16 protein-coding genes and 1 pseudogene are annotated in these 20518 nt (G+C 53.7%); 8 read left to right on the top strand and 9 right to left on the bottom strand.

Annotated elements, in window-relative coordinates:
* Positions 1–371 precede the first annotated feature (371 nt).
* Both P6287_RS19875 and P6287_RS19870 read right to left on the bottom strand, forming a co-directional pair.
* Positions 372–1145: pseudogene (locus tag P6287_RS19875) on the bottom strand (ABC transporter substrate-binding protein); the annotation flags it as partial.
* Positions 1146–1213: 68 nt separating this feature from the next.
* Complete coding sequence (locus tag P6287_RS19870; RefSeq protein WP_277975169.1) at positions 1214–2086, bottom strand: hypothetical protein; 873 nt, start codon at positions 2084–2086, stop codon at positions 1214–1216.
* A gap of 489 nt (positions 2087–2575) precedes the next feature.
* On the opposite strand from P6287_RS19870, the gene P6287_RS19865 reads away from it, so the two are divergent.
* From P6287_RS19865 to P6287_RS19850, 4 genes are all read left to right on the top strand, one after another.
* Complete coding sequence (locus tag P6287_RS19865) at positions 2576–3373, top strand: fimbrial protein (protein WP_277975168.1); 798 nt, start codon at positions 2576–2578, stop codon at positions 3371–3373.
* A 102-nt stretch (positions 3374–3475) separates the two neighbouring features.
* Entirely contained in the window at positions 3476–3979 is a 504-nt protein-coding gene (locus P6287_RS19860) for a CS1 type fimbrial major subunit (RefSeq protein WP_192235365.1), read from the top strand.
* A gap of 77 nt (positions 3980–4056) precedes the next feature.
* Positions 4057–6795 (top strand): TcfC E-set like domain-containing protein, encoded by a 2739-nt coding sequence (locus P6287_RS19855; RefSeq protein WP_277975167.1) that lies wholly within the window; start codon positions 4057–4059, stop codon positions 6793–6795.
* A 9-nt stretch (positions 6796–6804) separates the two neighbouring features.
* Entirely contained in the window at positions 6805–7971 is a 1167-nt protein-coding gene (locus P6287_RS19850) for a CfaE/CblD family pilus tip adhesin (protein WP_277975166.1), read from the top strand.
* 151 nt (positions 7972–8122) lie between these two features.
* On the opposite strand, the gene P6287_RS19845 is transcribed toward P6287_RS19850, so the two are convergent.
* Positions 8123–8716: a LuxR C-terminal-related transcriptional regulator gene (locus P6287_RS19845; RefSeq protein ID WP_210080120.1), complete on the bottom strand. Its 594-nt coding sequence runs from the start codon at positions 8714–8716 to the stop codon at positions 8123–8125.
* Between the two features lie 168 nt (positions 8717–8884).
* Positions 8885–10981 carry an elongation factor G gene (fusA, locus tag P6287_RS19840; protein ID WP_277975165.1) on the bottom strand — a complete coding sequence of 699 codons (2097 nt, stop codon included), beginning with the start codon at positions 10979–10981 and terminating at the stop codon, positions 8885–8887.
* A 211-nt stretch (positions 10982–11192) separates the two neighbouring features.
* Here fusA and P6287_RS19835 point away from each other — a divergent pair, with 211 nt between their 5' ends.
* Positions 11193–12104: a ketopantoate reductase family protein gene (locus tag P6287_RS19835; protein WP_192414667.1), complete on the top strand. Its 912-nt coding sequence runs from the start codon at positions 11193–11195 to the stop codon at positions 12102–12104.
* Between the two features lie 30 nt (positions 12105–12134).
* Here P6287_RS19835 and P6287_RS19830 read toward each other — a convergent pair whose 3' ends face one another.
* Entirely contained in the window at positions 12135–12902 is a 768-nt protein-coding gene (locus P6287_RS19830) for a YdcF family protein (protein ID WP_137387139.1), read from the bottom strand.
* A 99-nt stretch (positions 12903–13001) separates the two neighbouring features.
* Between P6287_RS19830 and P6287_RS19825 the strand changes: the two genes are divergently transcribed.
* On the top strand, positions 13002–14069 hold the full coding sequence (locus P6287_RS19825; protein WP_277975164.1) for a LacI family DNA-binding transcriptional regulator: 1068 nt from the start codon (positions 13002–13004) through the stop codon (positions 14067–14069).
* A 38-nt stretch (positions 14070–14107) separates the two neighbouring features.
* Here P6287_RS19825 and P6287_RS19820 read toward each other — a convergent pair whose 3' ends face one another.
* Both P6287_RS19820 and P6287_RS19815 read right to left on the bottom strand, forming a co-directional pair.
* Positions 14108–14797 carry an aspartate/glutamate racemase family protein gene (locus P6287_RS19820; RefSeq protein ID WP_192414671.1) on the bottom strand — a complete coding sequence of 230 codons (690 nt, stop codon included), beginning with the start codon at positions 14795–14797 and terminating at the stop codon, positions 14108–14110.
* Positions 14798–14812: 15 nt separating this feature from the next.
* Positions 14813–16870, bottom strand: a complete 2058-nt coding sequence (locus P6287_RS19815) for an FUSC family protein (RefSeq protein WP_277975163.1) — start codon at positions 16868–16870, stop codon at positions 14813–14815.
* A gap of 254 nt (positions 16871–17124) precedes the next feature.
* Between P6287_RS19815 and P6287_RS19810 the strand changes: the two genes are divergently transcribed.
* Positions 17125–18072, top strand: a complete 948-nt coding sequence (locus P6287_RS19810; protein ID WP_277975162.1) for a sulfonate ABC transporter substrate-binding protein — start codon at positions 17125–17127, stop codon at positions 18070–18072.
* A 134-nt stretch (positions 18073–18206) separates the two neighbouring features.
* On the opposite strand, the gene P6287_RS19805 is transcribed toward P6287_RS19810, so the two are convergent.
* On the bottom strand, positions 18207–18521 hold the full coding sequence (locus P6287_RS19805; RefSeq protein WP_210080109.1) for a type II toxin-antitoxin system MqsA family antitoxin: 315 nt from the start codon (positions 18519–18521) through the stop codon (positions 18207–18209).
* Positions 18514–18858 carry a toxin gene (locus P6287_RS19800; RefSeq protein WP_137387145.1) on the bottom strand — a complete coding sequence of 115 codons (345 nt, stop codon included), beginning with the start codon at positions 18856–18858 and terminating at the stop codon, positions 18514–18516. Before P6287_RS19800 ends, P6287_RS19805 begins: the two co-directional genes overlap by 8 nt.
* Positions 18859–19339: 481 nt before the next feature.
* Between P6287_RS19800 and P6287_RS19795 the strand changes: the two genes are divergently transcribed.
* Positions 19340–20475, top strand: a protein-coding gene (locus tag P6287_RS19795) for an IS3 family transposase (RefSeq protein ID WP_277975161.1) whose coding sequence is annotated in 2 segments (ribosomal slippage) — positions 19340–19595 and positions 19595–20475 — 1137 coding nt in all. Because the reading frame shifts where the segments join, the coding sequence is not laid out codon by codon here.
* Positions 20476–20518 lie beyond the last annotated feature (43 nt).

Below are 20518 nucleotides of genomic sequence, written 5' to 3'. Positions count from 1 at the left end.
ACGTAAAAGCCTCAGCGCTGCGGATAGCCCTTTTGCCGCAGCAGACGCGCCAGCGCCTTTAGCAAATGTGCCCTTTCTAAAAACACGCACAGAAGTTTAAGCAGGCCGGGGCCACTTTTGGGCAGGCAATCCGCAGCGCTGAACGCAGCGAGGAAGCCAGGAGAGCCCGCAGGACGCGGGCGAAAGGCGGAGCCGGGACAGGACGTCCCGTCTCCGCTGGTCCGTCAGGCAGACGAGCAAAGTGAAGGTACCGCGCTAGCGGCGCGAGGACCGCCGGACCAAAAGTGGTCCCGGTCTGCGCACTCGTCGTTGGCTTAACTGACAAGCATTACGCCATTTGTGGCGACCCTACGGTGACCGAACGGGCGATATTACGGTTTAGTTACCCACACATCGTAAACGCTTTCTGGCATCTGCTTATAGCTGCGGAAACCGTAGCCGTGCACGTAGCTGGCGGTGGCTAACTGATCTTCCGGTTCGTAGAGCGGCACTGCCAATGCCAGTTGCGGTAATGCGACCTGCTGCAGTTGGCTGTAGAAATCGCGGCGTTTCTTAAGATCCAGCGTGCTGGCGGCTTTATCCAGCAAGCCATTGATCTTCTCATCGTTGACGCGGCTATAGTTAATTGCGCCGCCCTGAGCGATCGGACGATAGTGGTTTTCGATATCCACGCCATCGGTTGGCGTGTTGGAGTTGGCGATGGTGCCGAACTTACCGCTTTTACGCACATCGGCATAAGTACCAGAATCAACGTAGTTCAGCTTGAGATCCACGCCAAGACGCTGACGCGCCTGCGCCTGAATCGCCTGCAGCAGCACATCGCGCTGGTCGCGCACCGTTGCCTGTGCCTGAATCAGCTCAATGCGCAGACGCTGGCCATCTTTGGTGCGGAAGCCTTCGCCATCGCGGTTTTTCCATCCTGCTTCATCCAGCAGGGTATTGGCCGCATCCGGATTGTTGCCGTATTTGCCCTCCAGCTCTTTGTTGTAAAGCGGATCGATGGGCGACGTGATGCCCCACGCGCGGGTGCGTTCGCCGCGATACACCGACTTCAGCAGCGGATCGATATCCAGACCTTGCAGCAACGCCTGGCGCACTTTCACATCCTGCGTCGGGCCATATTCCACGTTGAGGAACAGGGAAAAATGTAAAACGACAATAGTGGCAATCGATTTGTTGAATTTGGCAAATCACTAATCAGCAAAAAAACAGATTATCGTGACAGGCTCGCCGGTAGTGGAGGCACACCCGATAAACCGCGTAATCCGTACTCGACCATGGCCATATAAACCGCAAAATAATCCAGCGCCATGTGCATAAAGGAGAGATGCAAAATGAGCGTATTACTGGTTTTGTTCAGCGTCAGCAACCCGGCTGCTTCAGCGTCCTGCAGGCAGCGTTTGATGTGCGAACGCGAAACCCCACATTTTACTGACGCTTTCAGGTAGTTGTACTCAATAACAGTGGTTTTTTGTTGCAGACTCTCGATGTACAGATCCATCAACAGCATGTGCCCGGCATCCCTGAAAATGAAGGCTTTACTCTCTGGCACCATATCGAACAAGTAAACATGCTTGAGCGTGATTTCAGCGTATTTTTTGAAGTATTCGGCATGAAAGTTTTCCATTTTCAGGCAAGCCGAAACATCGAAATCGTCGTACAACATACCGTAAGGAATCATCATGGTATTAATTAAAGCCCGCGTTTCATCCAGCGCTTTGCGGGTCACCGTGTAGGTTAACTTTCGTTTATCCTGCGCGTCCTTTTTAACTTCCATACGCCCACCTACCCGAATAAAGAGCAGAAAGGAATCAATAGTGTTGTCGCTAATCAGACCGGTTTTTTTACAAAAGTCTTTAACATCACGCAGCGTTGGGTTTGCTGAGGTGAAGGCGTACGCCATGATGGCCGAGCCAATAATAAAGCGATTAGCTTTGAAAATGACTTTAAAATAGAGCGGCTTAGTCAGATACAGTCTGAACAATAGTTTGTAATGCTTCTGCATAACTAATGAGATGTTGTCATTTGACTTAATCTCGGCTGCGCGTTGGTGAATTAATGCTGTGAGTTGCTGTTTGCTTTTCATATTGCTGTGTGGTGTGCCTGGTTATCAATTATAAAATTTTTTAAAAAATCACCCTCATGCTCCCGGATTTATTTAAATCCTGTTGAGAGGCGGTTTATGATGCTTTATGGAGGTATTATTTCTGAGGTTAATATTTTAAGATTAACATGGGTCTTTTTGCCCTTCTGGGCACGATCTTACCATCAATAGACTATTTTATGTAAAGCTTGATTTATTCTGAGCTGACATGCCCATTTCTAAGCCTGAAAATTGATCTTTGTTTTTACAATTATTTCATTAAGTTAGGTCGCGATATTTCCTCAAGTATTCCCTTTGTAGCACGGCTTAAAAAAATTAACCACAAAAATGGACAGTGACTTAACAAAGCCCCTATGAGAACTTTCTTAACGCACGGTTATTCCACTTGGTTAAGTGAGACTGGTTTATAGCTAAGCCGATTCATACAGGGAATATCCGACAGATTTTTGATGGAATTTATAAGGATTTATCATGGACGACTCACCGCATAAGACACTGCGCCACGGCCTTTCAATGGCTATTTTAAACCATAACACTCTGGTGAAAAAACTCGCTTACCCACTGATTATCATGGGTTTTATTTCCATGCCAGCGGCATGGGCGAATATGAGTGTCTATCCGATGGAAGTCACCCTAAATAATCAGGGTGCGGCACAGGTGCAGACATTATCGCAAAGCGGTGAAGCGCAGTTTATTCGCGTCAGCATCAAGCGAATTGAGCGCCCTGCAACACCTTTTGAAAAAGAAATATTGGTTGAAGATGCCGTTTCGCCATCGCTTATCGCCACCCCGGATAAATTCGCGCTGGCTTCCGGTTCACAACGCATTATTCGGCTAATTTCATTACAACCGCCAGAAAAAGAAACTGCCTGGCGCGTTTACTTCGAGGCCGTGGCTGCCCCGGATGAATTGAAAGATAAATCGCCGCAGAATAATAACATCAGCAACCAGGTCGGCATCAATTTAGTCTGGGGCGTGCTGGTACATATTCCGCCGCGTAATGCCAGATTATCGCTCACGCAATCAGCATCAGGCGAAGTCAAAAACGCTGGCACGGTTCGCGTAGTGATTCGTGAGGTCGCGGTTTGCTCAAAACAACATAGCAGCAGCAGCTGTCAGTGGAAAAAAGAACACGCCACGGTTTATCCGGATGAGACATTGCGTTTTAAAGCCTGGAGTTCGGCAGAATTAGCTGCTGCTCAGGAAGTCAGAATAAAACATGTTGATCTCAATACGCGGAATATCGCCGAGTACGTTATCGGACACTGATCAACACGTATTAAAGGAATAACAACCTGTTTGTTATAAAGCAGTTCATTACCCATGAGACGGTCATTTACGGCCAGTACAAGGATTTTCACGGAGCTACAAATGCAAAAATTAATCAAACCACTAGTCATCGCTGCTGCGTTAACGGCTGTATTTAATGCACAGGCGGTGCAGAAAGATATTACGGTGAATGCGAATGTTGATTCGACGGTGGATATGACGCAGGCGGACGGAACCGCATTACCCGGCACCATTAATATGCAATATATTCCGGGCCGTGGTTTATCTACCTATTCTCTGGACACCAAAATCTGGTCGAACTCGCAAACTGCCAATATCAACGTTGCGCTGGTGAGTGCCGCTCAGCTTAACAATACCGTTACCGGTACAGCGGTACCTTTGACCGTCACGCTGGGTGCGGATTTAAAACCGATCACCACCACGAACACGGCCCTGACTTACGCCTCGCTGTTCCCGGCGGGCACCGCAAACGGTTCGTCAGTATTGCCACTGAAAATTTCGCAGACCACGCCGGGCGTGCTGGCAACCGGCACCTATACCGGCGTAGTGAGCCTGTTAATTACACAGGCCACCACGCAGAGCTAATTTGTCGGCATTGACTGATCAATTATTTCGGGGGGCCGCTCGGCCCCCTTATTATTCTTTTTCAGCAGGATGCTGTAATGAAGGTCAATATTCACGTCGCTTTAATAGCCTCTTTCATTACCCTGATCCCTTCTCTCGCTCCTCGTGCTGCCACGCAGGTTCCGCCTGGTTTCGAATCGCTGGTCACCGGCCAGACGCTGTGGGTCAACCTTTCTGTTTACGGGCAATCGCTTGGCTTGTTTGAAGCTTCTGTTTCGCTGGATAGCGTCAGGTTCTTGAAACCGCATCAGGTTGCGCGGGCGGTGATGCAGCATTATCAAAAGGATCCGCAGCAGGAAAAGCGCTTAGACCATCTCATCAGTGAACCTTTGGCACGCAACGGTAATAAGGCATGCAGCAGCAACGGCGGCGCAGCGGGCTGTGACTATCTGGAGACCGATTCCCTCGCGCTGATCTATGACGAAAATAATGCCAAAGTGGCGCTGTTTCTCGGCCCGGAATTTGTGCCGCTTGCGGCTGACAACGCATCGCCCTACTACCAGCAGACCGCCGAAACGGAAGCGGCGTTTATTCATCAGCAGAATATTAACTTCGTCACCAACCGCGATGACCAGACGTTATCGCTGCAGGGGGCGGGCGCGCTAGGATTCACTGAAAACAGCTATGCCGGAATTGACTGGGACTATCTGGCGCAAAAATACCGGCAGCAAAGTCATCAGGAAGTGCGTTTTAACAACGTGTTTCTGCGCCGCGATCTCGGCAAACGCTATTATGTGCAGGCCGGACGCATGGATTCGCGCGATATCTTCAGCAACGCCGGCGGCAACATTACCTTAAGCCAACTGCCGCTCAGCACCATCGAAGGTGCGCGCGTCGGTTCGACGCTCGCCTGGATGAACCGCGCACAGGCGGCGCAAGGCACGCCGGTCACTGTCTTTATTACGCGCCCGTCGCGTATTGATGCTTATCGCGGGCAGCAACTGCTTGGCACCTTTTACCTCAATGCCGGCACGCAAAATCTTGATACCAGCGCCTTTCCCAATGGTAGCTACAGCGTGACGCTACGTATCTATGAAGATAATCAGTTGTCGCGTACCCAACAGGTTCCTTTTAGCCGCACCGGTAATGCCACCAGCCAGAACATTGAATGGTTTGTGCAAGGCGGCTCCATTCCCGATCGCGAGATGCAGGGCAACGGCGCTGCATCGCAATCGGGTGCCGATCGCCGTGTGATGCAGGCGGGCATCAAAGTGCCTGTGATGCAAGACGCTGCGCTGACCGGCGGTGTCGCCGTGACCAACCGCAACCGCTTTATCGAAAGCGCACTCGACTGGAGCCACGGATTTGATAATCCGCTGCTCGACGGCATCCTCACCACCCGCTTTAGCTACCTGAAAGGCAGCGAAGGCTCACGCGGCAATATCCAGCAGGTCGCTTATAATGACGGATTTTCCCTCAGTTTCTACCGCAGCGCCCTGTATGCGCAGGATTGCTATAGCAACAACGGTGGGCAGTACGGTTTCAGCGGGTGTTACCAGAGCAGCAGCCTGATGTTCAGCGTGCCGGTAAAAAGCTGGTATCTGAATGCCGGTTATAGCGCCAGCAAGAACGAGGGCCGCAATGTGCTTCCGGTGCAGTGGGATGATAACGGCGTCGTGCCGCAGTGGGCGCGCCGCAACATCTACAGTAAAACGCAGACTACCACCTGGCAGGCTGGCCTGGGGCGCGGCTTCAGCGTCAACGGACTCAATATTAATACCAGCGCCAATCTCTTTACCCGCACCAGCAGCAGCGGAACTCAGCGCGACAACGGTGGCTTCCTTTCCGTCTCACTCTCGCGCGTCAGCACGCCAACCATCGATTCACGTTCGAGCTACAGTTCGCTCGGCATGACCTACCAAACCGATCGCAACAACAAGGATCAGGTTGGCTATAACGTGGCGCAAAACTGGTATTTCGATGCGCAGAATCAGCAGGAGATCGGCGTGAACCTCAACGGTAATCAGGAAAATACTCTGAATGCTTCCGTTTACGGCAAAACTGCGGGCGAATACGGCAGCGGCAGCCTGGCATTCAGCTCTGCGTCGTCCGGTTCATCCGCTCAGCGCTTCAGCAGCAGCGGCAGCTACAACTCCTCATTGGCGGTAGCGCGTTCCGGCCTCTATTGGGGCAAATGGGGCAACGGCCTGCCCGGGGCGGCGGTGGGCGTACATGTGGCAAGCAGCGATGAAAGCCGCGACACACGCGTGGATGTCTCCGTTGATGGCGCGGGCAGCGCCAGCCTGCATGGCACCGGCCGCACTTTATTCAGCGTACCGGCTTACACCCAGAGCGCGATCAGCATCAACGATTCCATCGAATCCACCGACGGTATGCGCAGTGAAATCACCCAGGGTGCCGGACGACGCACGCTGTTTATCGCGCCGGGCCGCATGCTGGTGAGCAAAGTGAATATTGTTTCGCGCTACACCTGGCTTGGCAGGCTGATGATCAACCAACAGCGTCCACTGGAAGGTGCCACGCCGCTGAATGTCGCCAGCTGGTCCGGTTTAGGCCAGGGCGGATTCAGCGCTGAGACCGATCACCGCATAAAAAATCTGTACATGGTGCGCGGCATGCAGATGTACCGCTGTGAAATGAAGGTGAAAAGCACCCATGACGTAGTGCGCTATGTCGGCGACAGCGACTGCAAACCCATCGAGCTGGCTTCAGTGCCGCAGGATGTGCAGCAACGGGCAAAAATGCTGATTGTCACCCGCCAGGCGGATGAGGTTCCGCTGGCACGCACCACGTCGTCTTCGCCGGAACAACAATAGGGATTTTAAATGAAAAGTAGAGTTATTAGCGCGTTGACGCTATTGGCCCTCATCGCGGGCATGCAGGTGCAGGCCGCCATGCTCACGCCTTCAGGGCGCAATACCAGCGTTGCCGTAACCTTTGACCGCATGTCAGTACCGGCGCAATTGCCGATCTGGACCAATGAAAATGGCGGTTATGATACCAATGACGCACCAAAATGGGGCCGCAATACGCTGGTTTGCCAGTCGCGCACCAGCAATCAATATGGTGCCTGCCTGACATTACCTGTCTGGCTGGAAGCGTCGCCGTCACCCTATCCCGTGCCGCTGTTGTTTACCGAAAGCAGCACCAAACAGACGTTGGTACTGAATGTCTATCTCACCAAAAGACGCTCGCTGAATAATGTGGTGGTGGCGACCAATCTGGTGCCGATGAATGCCTTTGGCGGGGCCGTCACGCCACGTGGCGATGGCACCGATTATTCTGCCTATCTTCCCTCTTCCGAGCTGAGTAAATTCCCATCGGCGGGCACCTGGAGCGCGACGCTGAAAATGTCGCTGATGCAGTGGCCAGTGACGTCCTGCACCGGGAATTCCCAAAACGTAAACGTGGGTTGTACCAATGTGACGAAAATGGGTGACTGGATCGCCAACATGACCTTTAAGGTGACAGATTACGGCAACCAGCAGATCTATCTGCCGGAGTTTGGCAATGCGGCCGCCACTGTGGATCTCGGTTTAAAAACCTTCCCCGGTGGGCGCGCCACTACCACCGTCAGCGGCAGCCGTTCGCTGGATATGTGCCTGTACGACGGCAATAATTCTGACAGCAACCGGGTTAGCCTGTTGTTTCAGGACGAAGGTGCAGCCGCGCCCGGCCGGGGAACAGGGTTGTTTTCGCTATATCGCACAGGCGCGGATAAAACTCTGGCGCAAAATCGCCTCGATTATGCGATTGAAGTAATCAACCCGCTGACCAAAGCGCGTCAGGTGGTTGAGAACGGCAGTGAGATTATCTGGAGTGGCACCAACAGAGGTGTGTTGCGACGGGTGGTGTTACCGGGACAGAGCAATTCAGTGCTGTGCGTTCCTGCGCCGATGCAGCTTGTTACACCCGCCTTCACGTTATCGTCAAAAACAGCGGGCCGTTATCAGGGGACGTTGAGAATTATTTATACCCCGACGACGCAATAATGGCGCGGACGGTGATGTTATAAAAACTGCAATTACCGAGCGCACACACTGTAGCGGCGCAATTTATTGCGCGATAAATCGCGCCGCTAAGGAATGTGCAATGATTTGATGCGATTATTATATTATCAGCATTAGGCAATCGATTGGTGGTTTAAAAGTTATTAGTAAAACGCTGGTAGAGATGCAGGCTGTTTTTCAGATTGAGTTTTTTAACGATTTTATTCTGATGGCTATAGAGCGTTTTTTTATTTATTCCGGTTATTTTCGCCACATCTTCAATCGATTCGTAAGTGAATAAGCATCGCAGAAAGTTAAACTCTTTCCTGGTTAAATGATTATTTAATCCGGGAGTCGTCATTAGCTGGTCGATTTTGTGTTGGCACAGCATCATTGCCAGCTTAGTACTAATGGTACCGGTTGAAGATTTTTTATCGATAAAACAATCGGCTGCGATGGCATGACTGCTGTAGTTAATCTTGTTTTTCACTGAATCCGAAAAGAAAATCAGCGTCGCGTTCAAGGTGATTTTCAGTCTGGTCAGATAATCTATCTGAGCCAGCGCCGTGCGGAAGTTTTCTGGCAGATCAAAAATAATGATCGGTGAAAGAGTGGCGGTTTTTTCCCTGTCAAGCATCAGCGTCTTCATTTCTCGAAGCGTATTACAGCAAGTGATACTTGAATGTTCCAGCAGCGCAATTAAACCCTGCTGGTGATAGCAAGACTGATCAAGATAAATGACATCCATGATTAATTTCCGATAAATATTCCTGATTCTGCGAATACTATCGGCTTCCTGGCGGAAATTAACTGTCCATTTTTGGTGCTAAATGACTCACGCGGTCGACAGGTCGATTTAAAAGTAGGCCGGGTACAAAGTGTTACCTCTGTGCCCGGTCTGATTTCACACTAAAGCTTAGGCGCGCGCGGCGATGATGCTTTCAGCCACGTTGCGGGGTGCTTCCGCATAGTGCGCAAACTCCATGCTGTAGGTGGCGCGGCCTTGCGACATCGATCGCAGCGTGGTGGCGTAGCCAAACATCTCGGACAGCGGCACTTCGGCGCGAATAATGCGCGCACCAAAGCGTTCATCCATGCCTTGCAGCGTACCGCGCCGCGCCGACAAATCGCCCATCACGCCACCGGCATACTCTTCCGGCGTTTCCACTTCCACCTGCATCAGCGGTTCGAGGATCACCGGATCGGCCAGTTTCGCGGCGGCTTTAAAGCCAAAGATCGCCGCCATACGGAATGCCATTTCCGATGAATCGACATCGTGGTACGAACCAAACGTCAGCGTGGCTTTGATGTCCACCACCGGATAACCAGCCAGCACGCCGCTGTTCAGCGCTTCACGAATCCCCTTCTCCACCGAAGGAATGAACTCGCGCGGCACCACGCCGCCTTTGGTGGCGTCTTCAAAGGCAAATCCGCCACCCGCCTGCTGCGGTTCCAGCGTCAGCACCACATGGCCGTACTGACCTTTACCGCCCGACTGGCGCACAAACTTGCCTTCCACCTCGCGCACCGTTTTGCGAATGGTTTCGCGATAGGTAACCTGCGGCCGACCGATGTTGGCTTCCACGCCAAACTCGCGCTTCATGCGATCCACGATAATCTCCAGATGCAGCTCGCCCATGCCGGAGATAATCGTCTGGCCCGATTCCTCATCGGTGTGCAGACGGAACGACGGATCTTCGGCCGCCAGCCGCTGCAGCGCCAGGCCCATTTTCTCCTGATCGCTCTTGGTTTTCGGCTCAATCGACAGCGAAATCACCGGATCAGGAAACTCCATGCGCTCAAGTGTGATCACCGCATGGGGATCGCACAGCGTTTCGCCGGTGGTGACCTCTTTCAAACCCACGCAGGCGGCGATATCGCCGGCACGAATCTCTTCGATCTCAATACGGTCATTGGCCTGCATCTGTACGATGCGACCGATACGCTCTTTGCGCCCTTTCACCGCGTTCCACACGCTGTCGCCTTTACGCAGCACGCCGGAATAGACGCGCACGAAAGTCAGCTGACCCACGTAGGGATCGCTCATCAGCTTGAACGCCAGCGCCGAGAACGGCTCGCTGTCATCCGCATGACGTTCATCGTGTTCGCCCTGCTCGTTGACGCCGCTCACCGCCGGTACGTCGAGCGGCGAAGGCATAAGCTCAATCACCGCGTCGAGCATGCGCTGCACGCCTTTGTTTTTGAACGCGCTGCCGCACAGCATCGGCTGGATTTCACCGAGCAAGGTGCGCTGACGCAATCCGGCAACCACCTCCTCTTCACTGAGATCGCCCTGCTCCAGATAACGATCCATCAGTGCTTCGCTGGCTTCTGCCGCCGCTGCCACCATGTTCTCGCGCCACTCAGCAGCGAGTGCCTGCAACTCATCAGGAATCGGCGCATAGCTAAAGCTCATGCCCTGGCTGGCGTCGTCCCAGTAAATAGCGCGCATTTTGTTAAGATCGACCACGCCGCTAAAGTGCTCTTCCGCGCCGATGGGAATGACAATCGGCACCGGATTGGCGTGCAGGCGATCTTTCATCATCTGCACCACGCGGAAGAAGTCCGCGCCCTGACGGTCCATTTTATTGACGAAGGCGATGCGCGGCACATGATATTTGTTGGCCTGGCGCCACACGGTTTCAGACTGCGGCTGCACGCCGCCAACCGCGTCATACACCATCACCGCGCCATCGAGTACGCGCATTGAGCGCTCAACTTCAATGGTGAAATCGACGTGTCCGGGCGTATCGATGATGTTGATACGGTGCGGCGTAAAGCTGCCGTCCATCCCTGGCCAGAAGCAGCTCACCGCCGCCGAGGTAATGGTGATCCCACGCTCCTGCTCCTGCGCCATCCAGTCAGTGGTTGCCGCGCCATCGTGCACTTCACCTAACTTGTGGCTCATTCCGGTGTAAAACAGGATGCGCTCGGTGGTGGTGGTTTTACCGGCATCGATGTGCGCGGAGATGCCGATGTTGCGATAACGTTCGATGGGGAGGGTTCGGGGCATGATGCGTCCTTAGTCATTCGACTCGTTCTGCGGCGCGCACCATTGCCCGCCGCTGCGCAACAGCCTAAACCTATTGTACGAGTAAATACGAACAGTTTGAGCCTTTTTTAAACATCGTTAAAAACTTGCAGGTGATTCAGCATTTACGGGCTGGAAAGCCGTCGCCGGTCACTTTAAGGTAAGACTTTCACTCTCAACGGGAAAATTGACCATGCGTATTCTGGTAGTCGGCGCCGGCGCCACCGGCGGCTATTTTGGTGCGCGTCTGGCGCAAGCAGGACGTGATGTGACTTTTCTGGTGCGCGAGCGCCGTTTTCAACAGTTGCAGCAAACCGGTCTGGTGCTGAAAACCCCCGGCGGCAGCGAAGTGATTCAGCCGCAGCTGGCGCAGGCCGGTTCGCTTGATGGCCATTACGATCTGATTATCTTGACGGTGAAAAGCTTCGCGCTGGATCAGGCGATGAGTGACATCGCGCCCGCCGTCGGTCCGGACACGCTGATCATGCCGATCCTCAACGGCATGCGCCATTTCGATACGCTGCGCGCGCGCTTTGGCGACAAGGTGATTGGCGGTTTGTGCAAAATCAACGCCACGCTGGGAGAAAATGGCGAAGTGATGCAGATGACACCGCTGCATATTCTCTATTACGGCGCGCTGGACGGTCACAACGATGCGCGTTTGCAGCGCGTGGATGAAGCGCTGCGTGCGGCGCAGTTTGATACGGTGTTTGCCGACAACATCATCAGCGAGCTGTGGGAAAAATGGTTGCTGCTCAGCACACTGGGTGCGGTGTGTTGTATCGCGCGTGGCAATACGCAACAGGTGCTGACGTCAAAAGGTGGCGAAGCGCTGCTGCAAGGCGTTTTTGGCGAAGTGTTGGCGGTGCTGAGTGCGGAAGGTTATCAGCAGCGTCCGGCGGTGACGGCGAAGATTTATGAGACGCTGAACAATCCTCAAGCGGCGATGACCTCGTCGATGTACCGCGATTTAACCCAGGGCTTTGAGATTGAGGCCGATCAGGTGATTGGCGATCTGCTGGTGCGCGGCGCACGCAGCGGCGTAGTGACGCCGTTGCTAAACGCGGTGTATGTCAATTTGCAGGTGTATGTGCAGAACCGATAACGTTGGTCGCCATTCATGGCGACCGAAACATCACAACCGTGACTGCACGCCGGGCAACTGCTTCAGGCGTTGCCAACCGGCTTCCACCGCTTCTGGCACCTCGACGTGGCCAAGAAAACCTTTTCCGCGCGGCCCGTAGCCGTTTTCATCGTCGCGCAGGCGCTGGATTTCACCCATCAGCAGCGACAGAAAACGCTCCATCGACCACAATCCTTGCGGCGGCGCGCCGATGATGCGCAGCATGCCCGCGTCCATCATCACCTGCGGCACAAATACCGGCCAGCTGATAAATTCCGGTGCATCCGCACGATCGCGCCATTGATAGCGGAAGGTTTCCCAGGTGCGACGCTGCATCAGCGGATCCTGCACCAGCAGCACGCGCTGCGGCTGCCAGCTGTGCTCATCCAGCAGCTTTTGGCTGAAGGCGGCGTTTTCCCCGCAGTTGCGTGATGCGGTTTCCAGCAGCAGCAAATCGTCCGGCAGCGCGGCAAATACGCGGGCGACATCGCCCAGCAACTCGGCTTCGCTTTTGCCTTTGCTGTCGATTTGGCGATACAGCGGATGTGCGGCAAGCATCTCCACCAGCAGCGAGGTTGAGTGACCGGTGCCGCCGCTGATCAATAACGGCAGCTGATACTTTTTCGCCACGGCAATCACCGCTTCCACGTTCGGCAGGACCGCGTGACCAGCGAGAATGGCTAAATCGATGTCGAGCGTGCCATCTTGTGGCATCTGATCCAGCGCCAGCCAGGCCGCCAGGGTGTTGATATCCTGAATCTGATGGTTATTGAGCTGCATCCGGTTCTCCTCTTTTTACCTTTGGCAGTGTAGCGGCTTAAGTGCGTGTCGGCAGGGAAAAATTTGCTACACTCGCAGCTCAATCTTCAGGAGAGATTCATGACTGCGCGCTCCGTAACCCTCGACGATGTTGCTCATCTGGCTGGGGTTTCTTATCAAACCGTTTCCCGCGTCCTCAACCATTCCGAGCAGGTTTCGCCGCGCACCCGCGCCAAAGTAGAAGCCGCGATGCAGCAGCTCAACTATGTGCCGAATCGCGTGGCGCAGCAGCTGGCGGGCAAAAACACCCGCACGCTGGGTCTCGCCACCAGCGATTTAGCCTTGATGGCGCCCGCGCAGATCGCTTCGGCGATTCAGCAACGGGCGGCGGCGCAGGGTTATCATCTGGTGATCGCCATGGCGAATCCCGATAATGCGCCGCAGGATACAGTGAATGAACTGCTGGCGCAGCGCGTGGATGCGCTACTCATTAACCTGCCGCTCGATGCGGCGCAGGCTGCGCAGATTCAGCAACAGTGCGACAACAAGCCGGTGCTGTTTCTCGATGTGGAGCGCAGTGCTGAAGTGGCGCAATGCCAGTATCAGAGCGAATCCGGTGCGCAGCAGGCGGTTGATCATCTGGTGGCGCTCGGCCATCGCCAGATTGGCGTGTTAAATGGACCGGAAAGTTCTGCCTCGGCGCGCGCGCGTTATGCCGCGTGGCAACAGGCGCTGGCGGCGCACCAGCTCAAGCCATTCTGCGTGCTGAGCGGTGACTGGAGCGCGGCATCGGGTTATCAGGCGCTGCAGGCGCAGTTGCCCAACACTCTGCCGCAAGCGCTGCTGGTGGCTAACGATCAAATGGCGCTCGGCGCGATGCGCGCGCTGCATCAGCACGGCGTGAAGATCCCGGCGGAGATTTCGCTGATTGGCTACGACGATACCGCGGAAAGCGCGTGGTATCAGCCGCCATTAACCACCGTGCGTCAGGATTTGCAGCAGTTGGGCGCGGTAAGCGTTGATCGCTTGCTGGCGCAGCTGGAAGGCGGCGATGTGGCAGAGAAGACGCTGGAAACCGAGTTAGTGTTGCGGGAAACCACGGCGACGCCGCAGCAAGATGAGGTGGATGTGGCGGAGATTGCGCAGCAGTTGCAGGTGTTGGCGCGCAAGTTAAAGCGCACCTCATAAATAGGTTTAGGTGCGCAAATTTGCGCACCTGGTCGTAATTACCCGAGTGCGAGTTTTACGGCGTCTTCTGCGTGGATCAAGGTCGTATCGAACAGCGGCACGCTGGCATCTTCCGCTTTTACCAGTAAGGTGATTTCGGTGCAGCCGAGAATGATCGCTTCTGCGCCCTGCTCCACCAGCTCAGCAATAATCTTGCGGTATTGCGCACGAGATTCATCGCGGATCACGCCAAGACAGAGTTCCTGATAAATGATGTCGTGCACCACTTTACGACCGGCTGCATCGGGAACCAAAACGTCGATCTCCGACTGATTAAGTCGGCCTTTGTAGAATTCCTGTTCCATGGTGAACGCCGTTGCTAGCAAGCCGACTTTTTTTACGCCCGCCTGACGAATGCGTTGTGCGGTGGCATCGGCGATATGCAGCAGCGGAATGCGGACCGCATCAGTGATCTGCTGCGCGACTTTGTGCATGGTATTGGTACAGAGCACAATAAAATCCGCGCCGCCCTTTTCCAGACTGAGCGCCGCTTCTGCCAGGATCTCGCCGGCTTTTTGCCACTCGCCTGCCACCTGTAGCTTTTCGATTTCATGGAAATCGACGCTGTACATCAGGCTGCGCGCGGAGTGCAAACCGCCCAGCTGCTGCTTCACCTGCTCATTGATAATACGGTAATAGAGCGCGGTGGATTCCCAGCTCATCCCGCCAATCAAACCGATCATTTTCATCTGCTTAACTCCGTTTTAAACATGCTGCTCAGCACTGTAATGGTTTTCCGGCCAGCGCGCTGCAGGAAACAACGATAAGCGAATATTGAACAGGTGGAACATTGGCGCAAACAGCGTGTTCTCCTGCAACGCTGCCGCTTCCAGCCGCAACAACAACGTATTCAATTCCGCTAACAATTCCGGCTGCGGCGCGGTTTGCAGCGATTTTAACCGACGCTTAAGAAACTGGCTCAGCTCATGGAACATCGCCGCGCTTTCGATGTGATGCGCCAGCAGCAGTTCACGATGACGCGTGTAATAGTCGTAGCAGTTTGCGCCCAGCCAGGCTTCGGCAATCAGATTGCCGCCGGAGACCAACTCTGGCACCGGATCGACACGCTTACGCGGCAGAATAATGTTGACCTTATCCAGCGTGCGCGAAACAAACTGCTGACGCGCGGTCAGCGTGACGCTGTTGAGGCGCACCGTGGCGATAAACTGCAGCAGCTCGCGGATACCTTTGCGCACCGCGCGTTTGGCGGTCCACGACGGGCGCTTGTTGCGGATCAGCGCCGTGATCACCACCGCGAAGGTAATGCCCACCAGCGTCGAAAGAATAGCGTTCACTATAAGCTGTAGATCGGGCTTGAAGTTGTGGCTCATGCCAATCAGCCCGGGAATCTGCGTGGCGACAATCAGACCAATCAGGTTGGTTGACGGATTGGCGATAACCAATCCCAGCGCCAACAAGCCCGGCGCAAGGCAAATCACCAGCGCTTCGAAGGTCACCGCCTGCGGAATCAGCAAGGTGATATACAGCAGGCTGATCACCACAGAAATCAGCACCCCTTTCAGGAACAGCTTCATCGGCGCAATCGGGCTGTCCATGCCGGCAAAGAAGGAGCACAGCACCGCCGCCATCATTGGTGCGGTGGCACCATCCACCCAGCCGCTGCCGATCCAAAATACGCAGGTAACGAAGGTGGCAATAAACGCGGTAAACGACGACAACAGCAACAAACCCTTATCGACGTGTTTGTGCGCGCGCGCCATTTTTCCGGCTTTGACCGCGGGCGTCCATTCACTGACGCGCTCGCTCACGCTTTGGTAGGCATCAACGATGCGCACAAAATTGAGTAAGCGCTCCAGCAATCCGCTCAGCAAAATGCTCTCTTCGCTGTTGAGCCTGCCCTGTTGCCACGCCCGTTTCAGCTGATCTTGCGCGTTGCTGAGCTGGTCGCGCACCGGCAGCTGATCTTCACCATTTAGCCACAGCAAAAATTGCTGAAACACCTCAGCGATAAAGTCGGGGAAACGGATTTGATGCTGCGCCAGCAAATTGAGGCGCGATTCGATTGCCGTCAGCGTGGGGATGAAATAGGAGAGATGCTGATACTGCACGCTGACTAAGCGCACCAGACGCCGCGCGGCATCGCCTTCATACACGCAGTGCGTGATGAGCGTTTCGACGTTAAGCGGATAGTTGGCCATCTGAATCAGGATATCTTCGCGCTCCACCGACTTCTCAGCGGGCATCGCCGTGACCAGTTCGCTGCACAGCTTGCGCGCGTTCTGATACCACAGGTTCACGCTCTGCTCTAACAGATTGCGCATCGAGAACGGCCACAGCAGGCGATGCACCAGGCTGCTGCAGACGATAGCGACAGTGATCTCCTCAACACGCGAGATCACCGTGTAGGTGATGGCCGAGGGCGACACCACATCGGGAAAACCCATGATCGCCGCGCTGTAGCCCGCCAGCATAAACACATAGCTTTTCGGCGTGCGGTCGTGCAGCGAAAGATAGAGACAAACCGCGACCCAAAGGGAGATGCACAGGCTGAACAGCAGCGGATCCTGCACCGTGGCGGGGTAGATCAGTAGCGTAAACAAGCCGCCCAGCAGGGTGCCGAAGAAACGGAAAACCGATTTCGATACCGTCGATCCCGAATAGAGCTGCGAGGCAACGTACACTGTAGTCAGTGACCAGGCCGGTTTATCGAGATTGAGTTCCAGAGCAATGTAAAAAGCCAGAAAGGCAGCAAGACAGGTTTTGGCAGAGAACAGCATTGCGCTTCGTGAAAACCACTTCATAGAACGGGTAAAACCTTATGCAGGCAGCGGAATGGCTTATCCTGACAGAAGCATTTGGCAATGGCATTTTGATTTGTTATACAAATTATTACCGTGCTAATTATATGGGCATCTATGGAAATGGCGGACGCGTTTGCTGATTACAGTGAATGATCCAGATCACATAGATAATAGTTATAAGCGATCGAAATTAGTTATTTATTGGTTATATAAGGGCTTTGCTAAGGTGGCAAAAAAACCACGTGAGAATCATCATGAAAGCAAAACTTCCTGTCCTGAGCGCTTTAGCTCTCAGCGTTAGCCTGCTCTCCACGCACGCTTTTGCCGCTAACCCAGAAACCGTAACCATCGGCTATCAAAAAGCCAACATCTTTGCCCTGCTGAAATATCGCGGCACGCTGGATGAAACCTTTAAGAAGGAAGGCATCGCTATCCGCTGGGTGGAGTTCCCGGCGGGCCCGCAGATGCTGGAAGGCTTAAACGTTGGCAGCATTGATTTGGCGGCAACCGGCGATGCGCCGCCTGCCTTCGCCCAGGCAGCGAAAGCCGATTTGATCTATCTTGGGCATTCACCGGCTAACCCAAAAACCGAAGCCATCGTGGTGCCAAAAGATTCTGCCATTAAAAGCGTAGCGGATTTGAAAGGTAAACGTGTCGGTCTGAACAAAGGCTCTGACGTTAACTATCTGCTGGTAAAAGCGCTGGAAGATGCGGGGCTTAACTACAAAGATGTGACGCCGGTGTATCTGCCGCCCGCCGATGCACGCGCGGCTTTCCAGAAAGGCGCGATTGATGCATGGGTGATTTGGGATCCATACCTTGCCGAAGTGGAAGCCAATGCCGGTGCGCGTGAAATCCGCAATGCGGAAGGATTAGTGCCACATTACACCTTCTATCTCGCCAGCCGTCCGTTCGCGGAAGGTCATCCTGATACTGCGAAACAGGTTGTCGATGAGTTGAGCAAGCTCAGCGATTGGGCCAACAAGAATCCGGATGATGCGGCAGCGATTCTGTCGAAATCAACCGGCCTGGATAAAGCCATCTGGCAAACCACCATTAAACGTCTGCCTTACGGCGCGTCACGCATGTCGCCGCAGGTGTTTGATGAGCAGCAGGCGTTAGCGGATACCTTTACGCGCGTGGGACTGTTGCCGGTGAAAGTGGATGTGCGCAGCGCGACCTGGTCGCTGGATAAGAAGTAAAAATAAATAAATCCGGGCCTGACTATTGGCCCGGATTTATCTTTTATTCGTAATGGTAGTCATTATTCAAACGCTTTTTTGCCTCGTGCAATAGGTTCAAACTTTGACGGTACGATGAGTACCAACCGCGTGTGTTAAAGCTGTGCGAGCGTTTTCAGGGTTTCAGGATTCTGCTGAACCATGCGTATAAGCAAAACAGCCTGGGCGTTAGGCCTGGACCTGCCTTGCTCCCAGTTTTGATAGGTGGTTTCACCTGTGTGAAGGTAGTGCGCAAAAACGGCCTGAGAAAGGTTAAGTTTTTCGCGTACATCACGCAGCTCCTGTGGCGCGATGGTGACGGGCGCGCGCTTGCTGACCTTGTAGGTCTTGAGCGTGATTTTTCCGTCCTTATGATCTTTCAGCTCCTGCATTCCCGTCATCAGCTCACTAAAAATATCGCGTTCAGTCATGTCTCAGCCCCTTTTTAATCACGTTCAGCGCCGAACCCAAGGCGTCGCGCTGCTGTTTGGTCAGATCGTCGCGTTGATCCTTATCGTAAATGGTAAACAGGATGAACTGGCCTTTTTCGTTCGTCCAGTAATAGATAACCCTAATGCCGCCTCTTGTGCCCTTGTTTCGACGCTCATCCCTGAACCGGACTTTACGCAGGCCGCCCGTATCTGGGATCACGTCGCCCTTTTCAGGGTCGGCCATCAACATATTCTGGAAAAGCCTAAACTGATCATCGCTCAGGTATTCCACCCGGTACTTCTGAAAGCTGGACAGCTCAATAAATGTCGCGTGCATGTTTGTACCTGTCCCCAACCAAGAGATACAATATCCCCAAGTTGGGGATATCTCAACGAATATCCGCGTTGAATCTCGGATCATTTAAACAGTTAGTTTTTTCAGAATGTGTAGAGAATCATCTCACTAATGAAGGTTTGTATGCCGTGGGGACAGGTGCTATGTGAACCAAAAATACCCGTTTGAAAGCTAGCTGATTGCATTCTGTTGCTCCCTGTTACTGATATCCATTTAAAAAAACAGGACCAATCATAATTAATAAATCAGCGATCACGAATGTAAATTTTGGCTTAATATTGAACAGTTTTGAATTTTGGATTGTGGTTCACATAGTGATGTAACGTGATGATTTAATGGGTTTGTAAGTTATGCTCGCCATTCATGAACTGCACCCCAAATGTTGGACCATAATCTGACATTGATGGAGTGACCCCGAGCCCATAGACAAATCTGCCCTATATTTTGAGCATAGGAGGAGTCTATGGGCACACCACGATTTACCCCTGAGTTTAAAGAAGAAGCCGTCCGCCAGATCACGGAGCGGGGCTATTCCGTCGCCGACGTTTCTGAACGCTTGGGCGTCTCGCAACACAGCCTTTATAAATGGATCCGCTCTATAAAACCTGATGCTAGCGGGCACCAGGCGCAGGATCTGCTGGATGCCCGGACGGAGATCCTCCGGTTGAAAGCGCAGCTCAAGCGAACTGAGGAGGAGCGGGATATCCTGAAAAAGGCGGCGCGGTACTTTGCAAGGGAGCCCGACTAAAGTACCGCTTCATTAACGATCACCGTCAGGTCTGGTCGATCACACTAATGTGTCGGGTTCTGAAGGTTGCCCGTTCCGGTTTTTACGTCTGGCTCCACTGCCCGGTATCAGCCGGAGAGGAGGATAATCAGCGGCTGCTGACGCTTATCCGCGACTCTTATACCCTGAGTGGCGGCGTTTATGGATACCGACGGGTCCACAGTGACCTGCGAGAAATCGGAGAGGTATGCAGTAAAAACAGGGTAGCGAAAATTATGCGGCAGAACAGAATCAAGGCCGTACATGGCTATAAAATCCCGCGAGGAGCACGGGGACGTCCGTCAGTCATTGCTCCTAACCGGGTACAGCGGGAGTTCACAGTCGTTAAACCGAACCAGGTCTGGGTAACGGATATTACCTACATACGGACCTGGCAGGGCTGGCTGTATCTGGCCGTGGTGATAGACCTGTTTGCCCGCAATGTGGTGGGTTGGTCAATGAAACCCTCACTGTCGCGCGAACTGGCGCTAGATGCTCTCCTGATGGCCGTCTGGCGACGAAGGCCTGAGGAAACCGTTATCGTACACAGCGACCAGGGAAGCCAGTATGGCAGCGATGACTGGCGACGTTTCTGCCAAGCTAATAACCTGTCACCCAGCATGAGCCGACGCGGCAACTGCTGGGATAATGCAGTGGCAGAATCCTTCTTCAGTTCGCTAAAAAAAGAGCGTATCAGAAAGCGGATCTATAAAACCCGGGACATGGCCCGGGCTGATATCTTTGATTATATCGAAGTGTTCTACAACCGGACACGACGCCACAGCCACCTGGGAGGCGTCAGTCCAGAGGCCTTCGAAAAGGCCTCGTCGTGAGGACAGTGAATGTCTACGGGAACGGGGTCACTCCATGATGGAA

The sequence above is a fragment of the Pantoea sp. X85 genome (genome assembly GCF_029623675.1).
Classification (GTDB): domain Bacteria; phylum Pseudomonadota; class Gammaproteobacteria; order Enterobacterales; family Enterobacteriaceae; genus Pantoea; species Pantoea leporis.
This window is presented reverse-complemented; position numbering and strand designations above follow the sequence as displayed.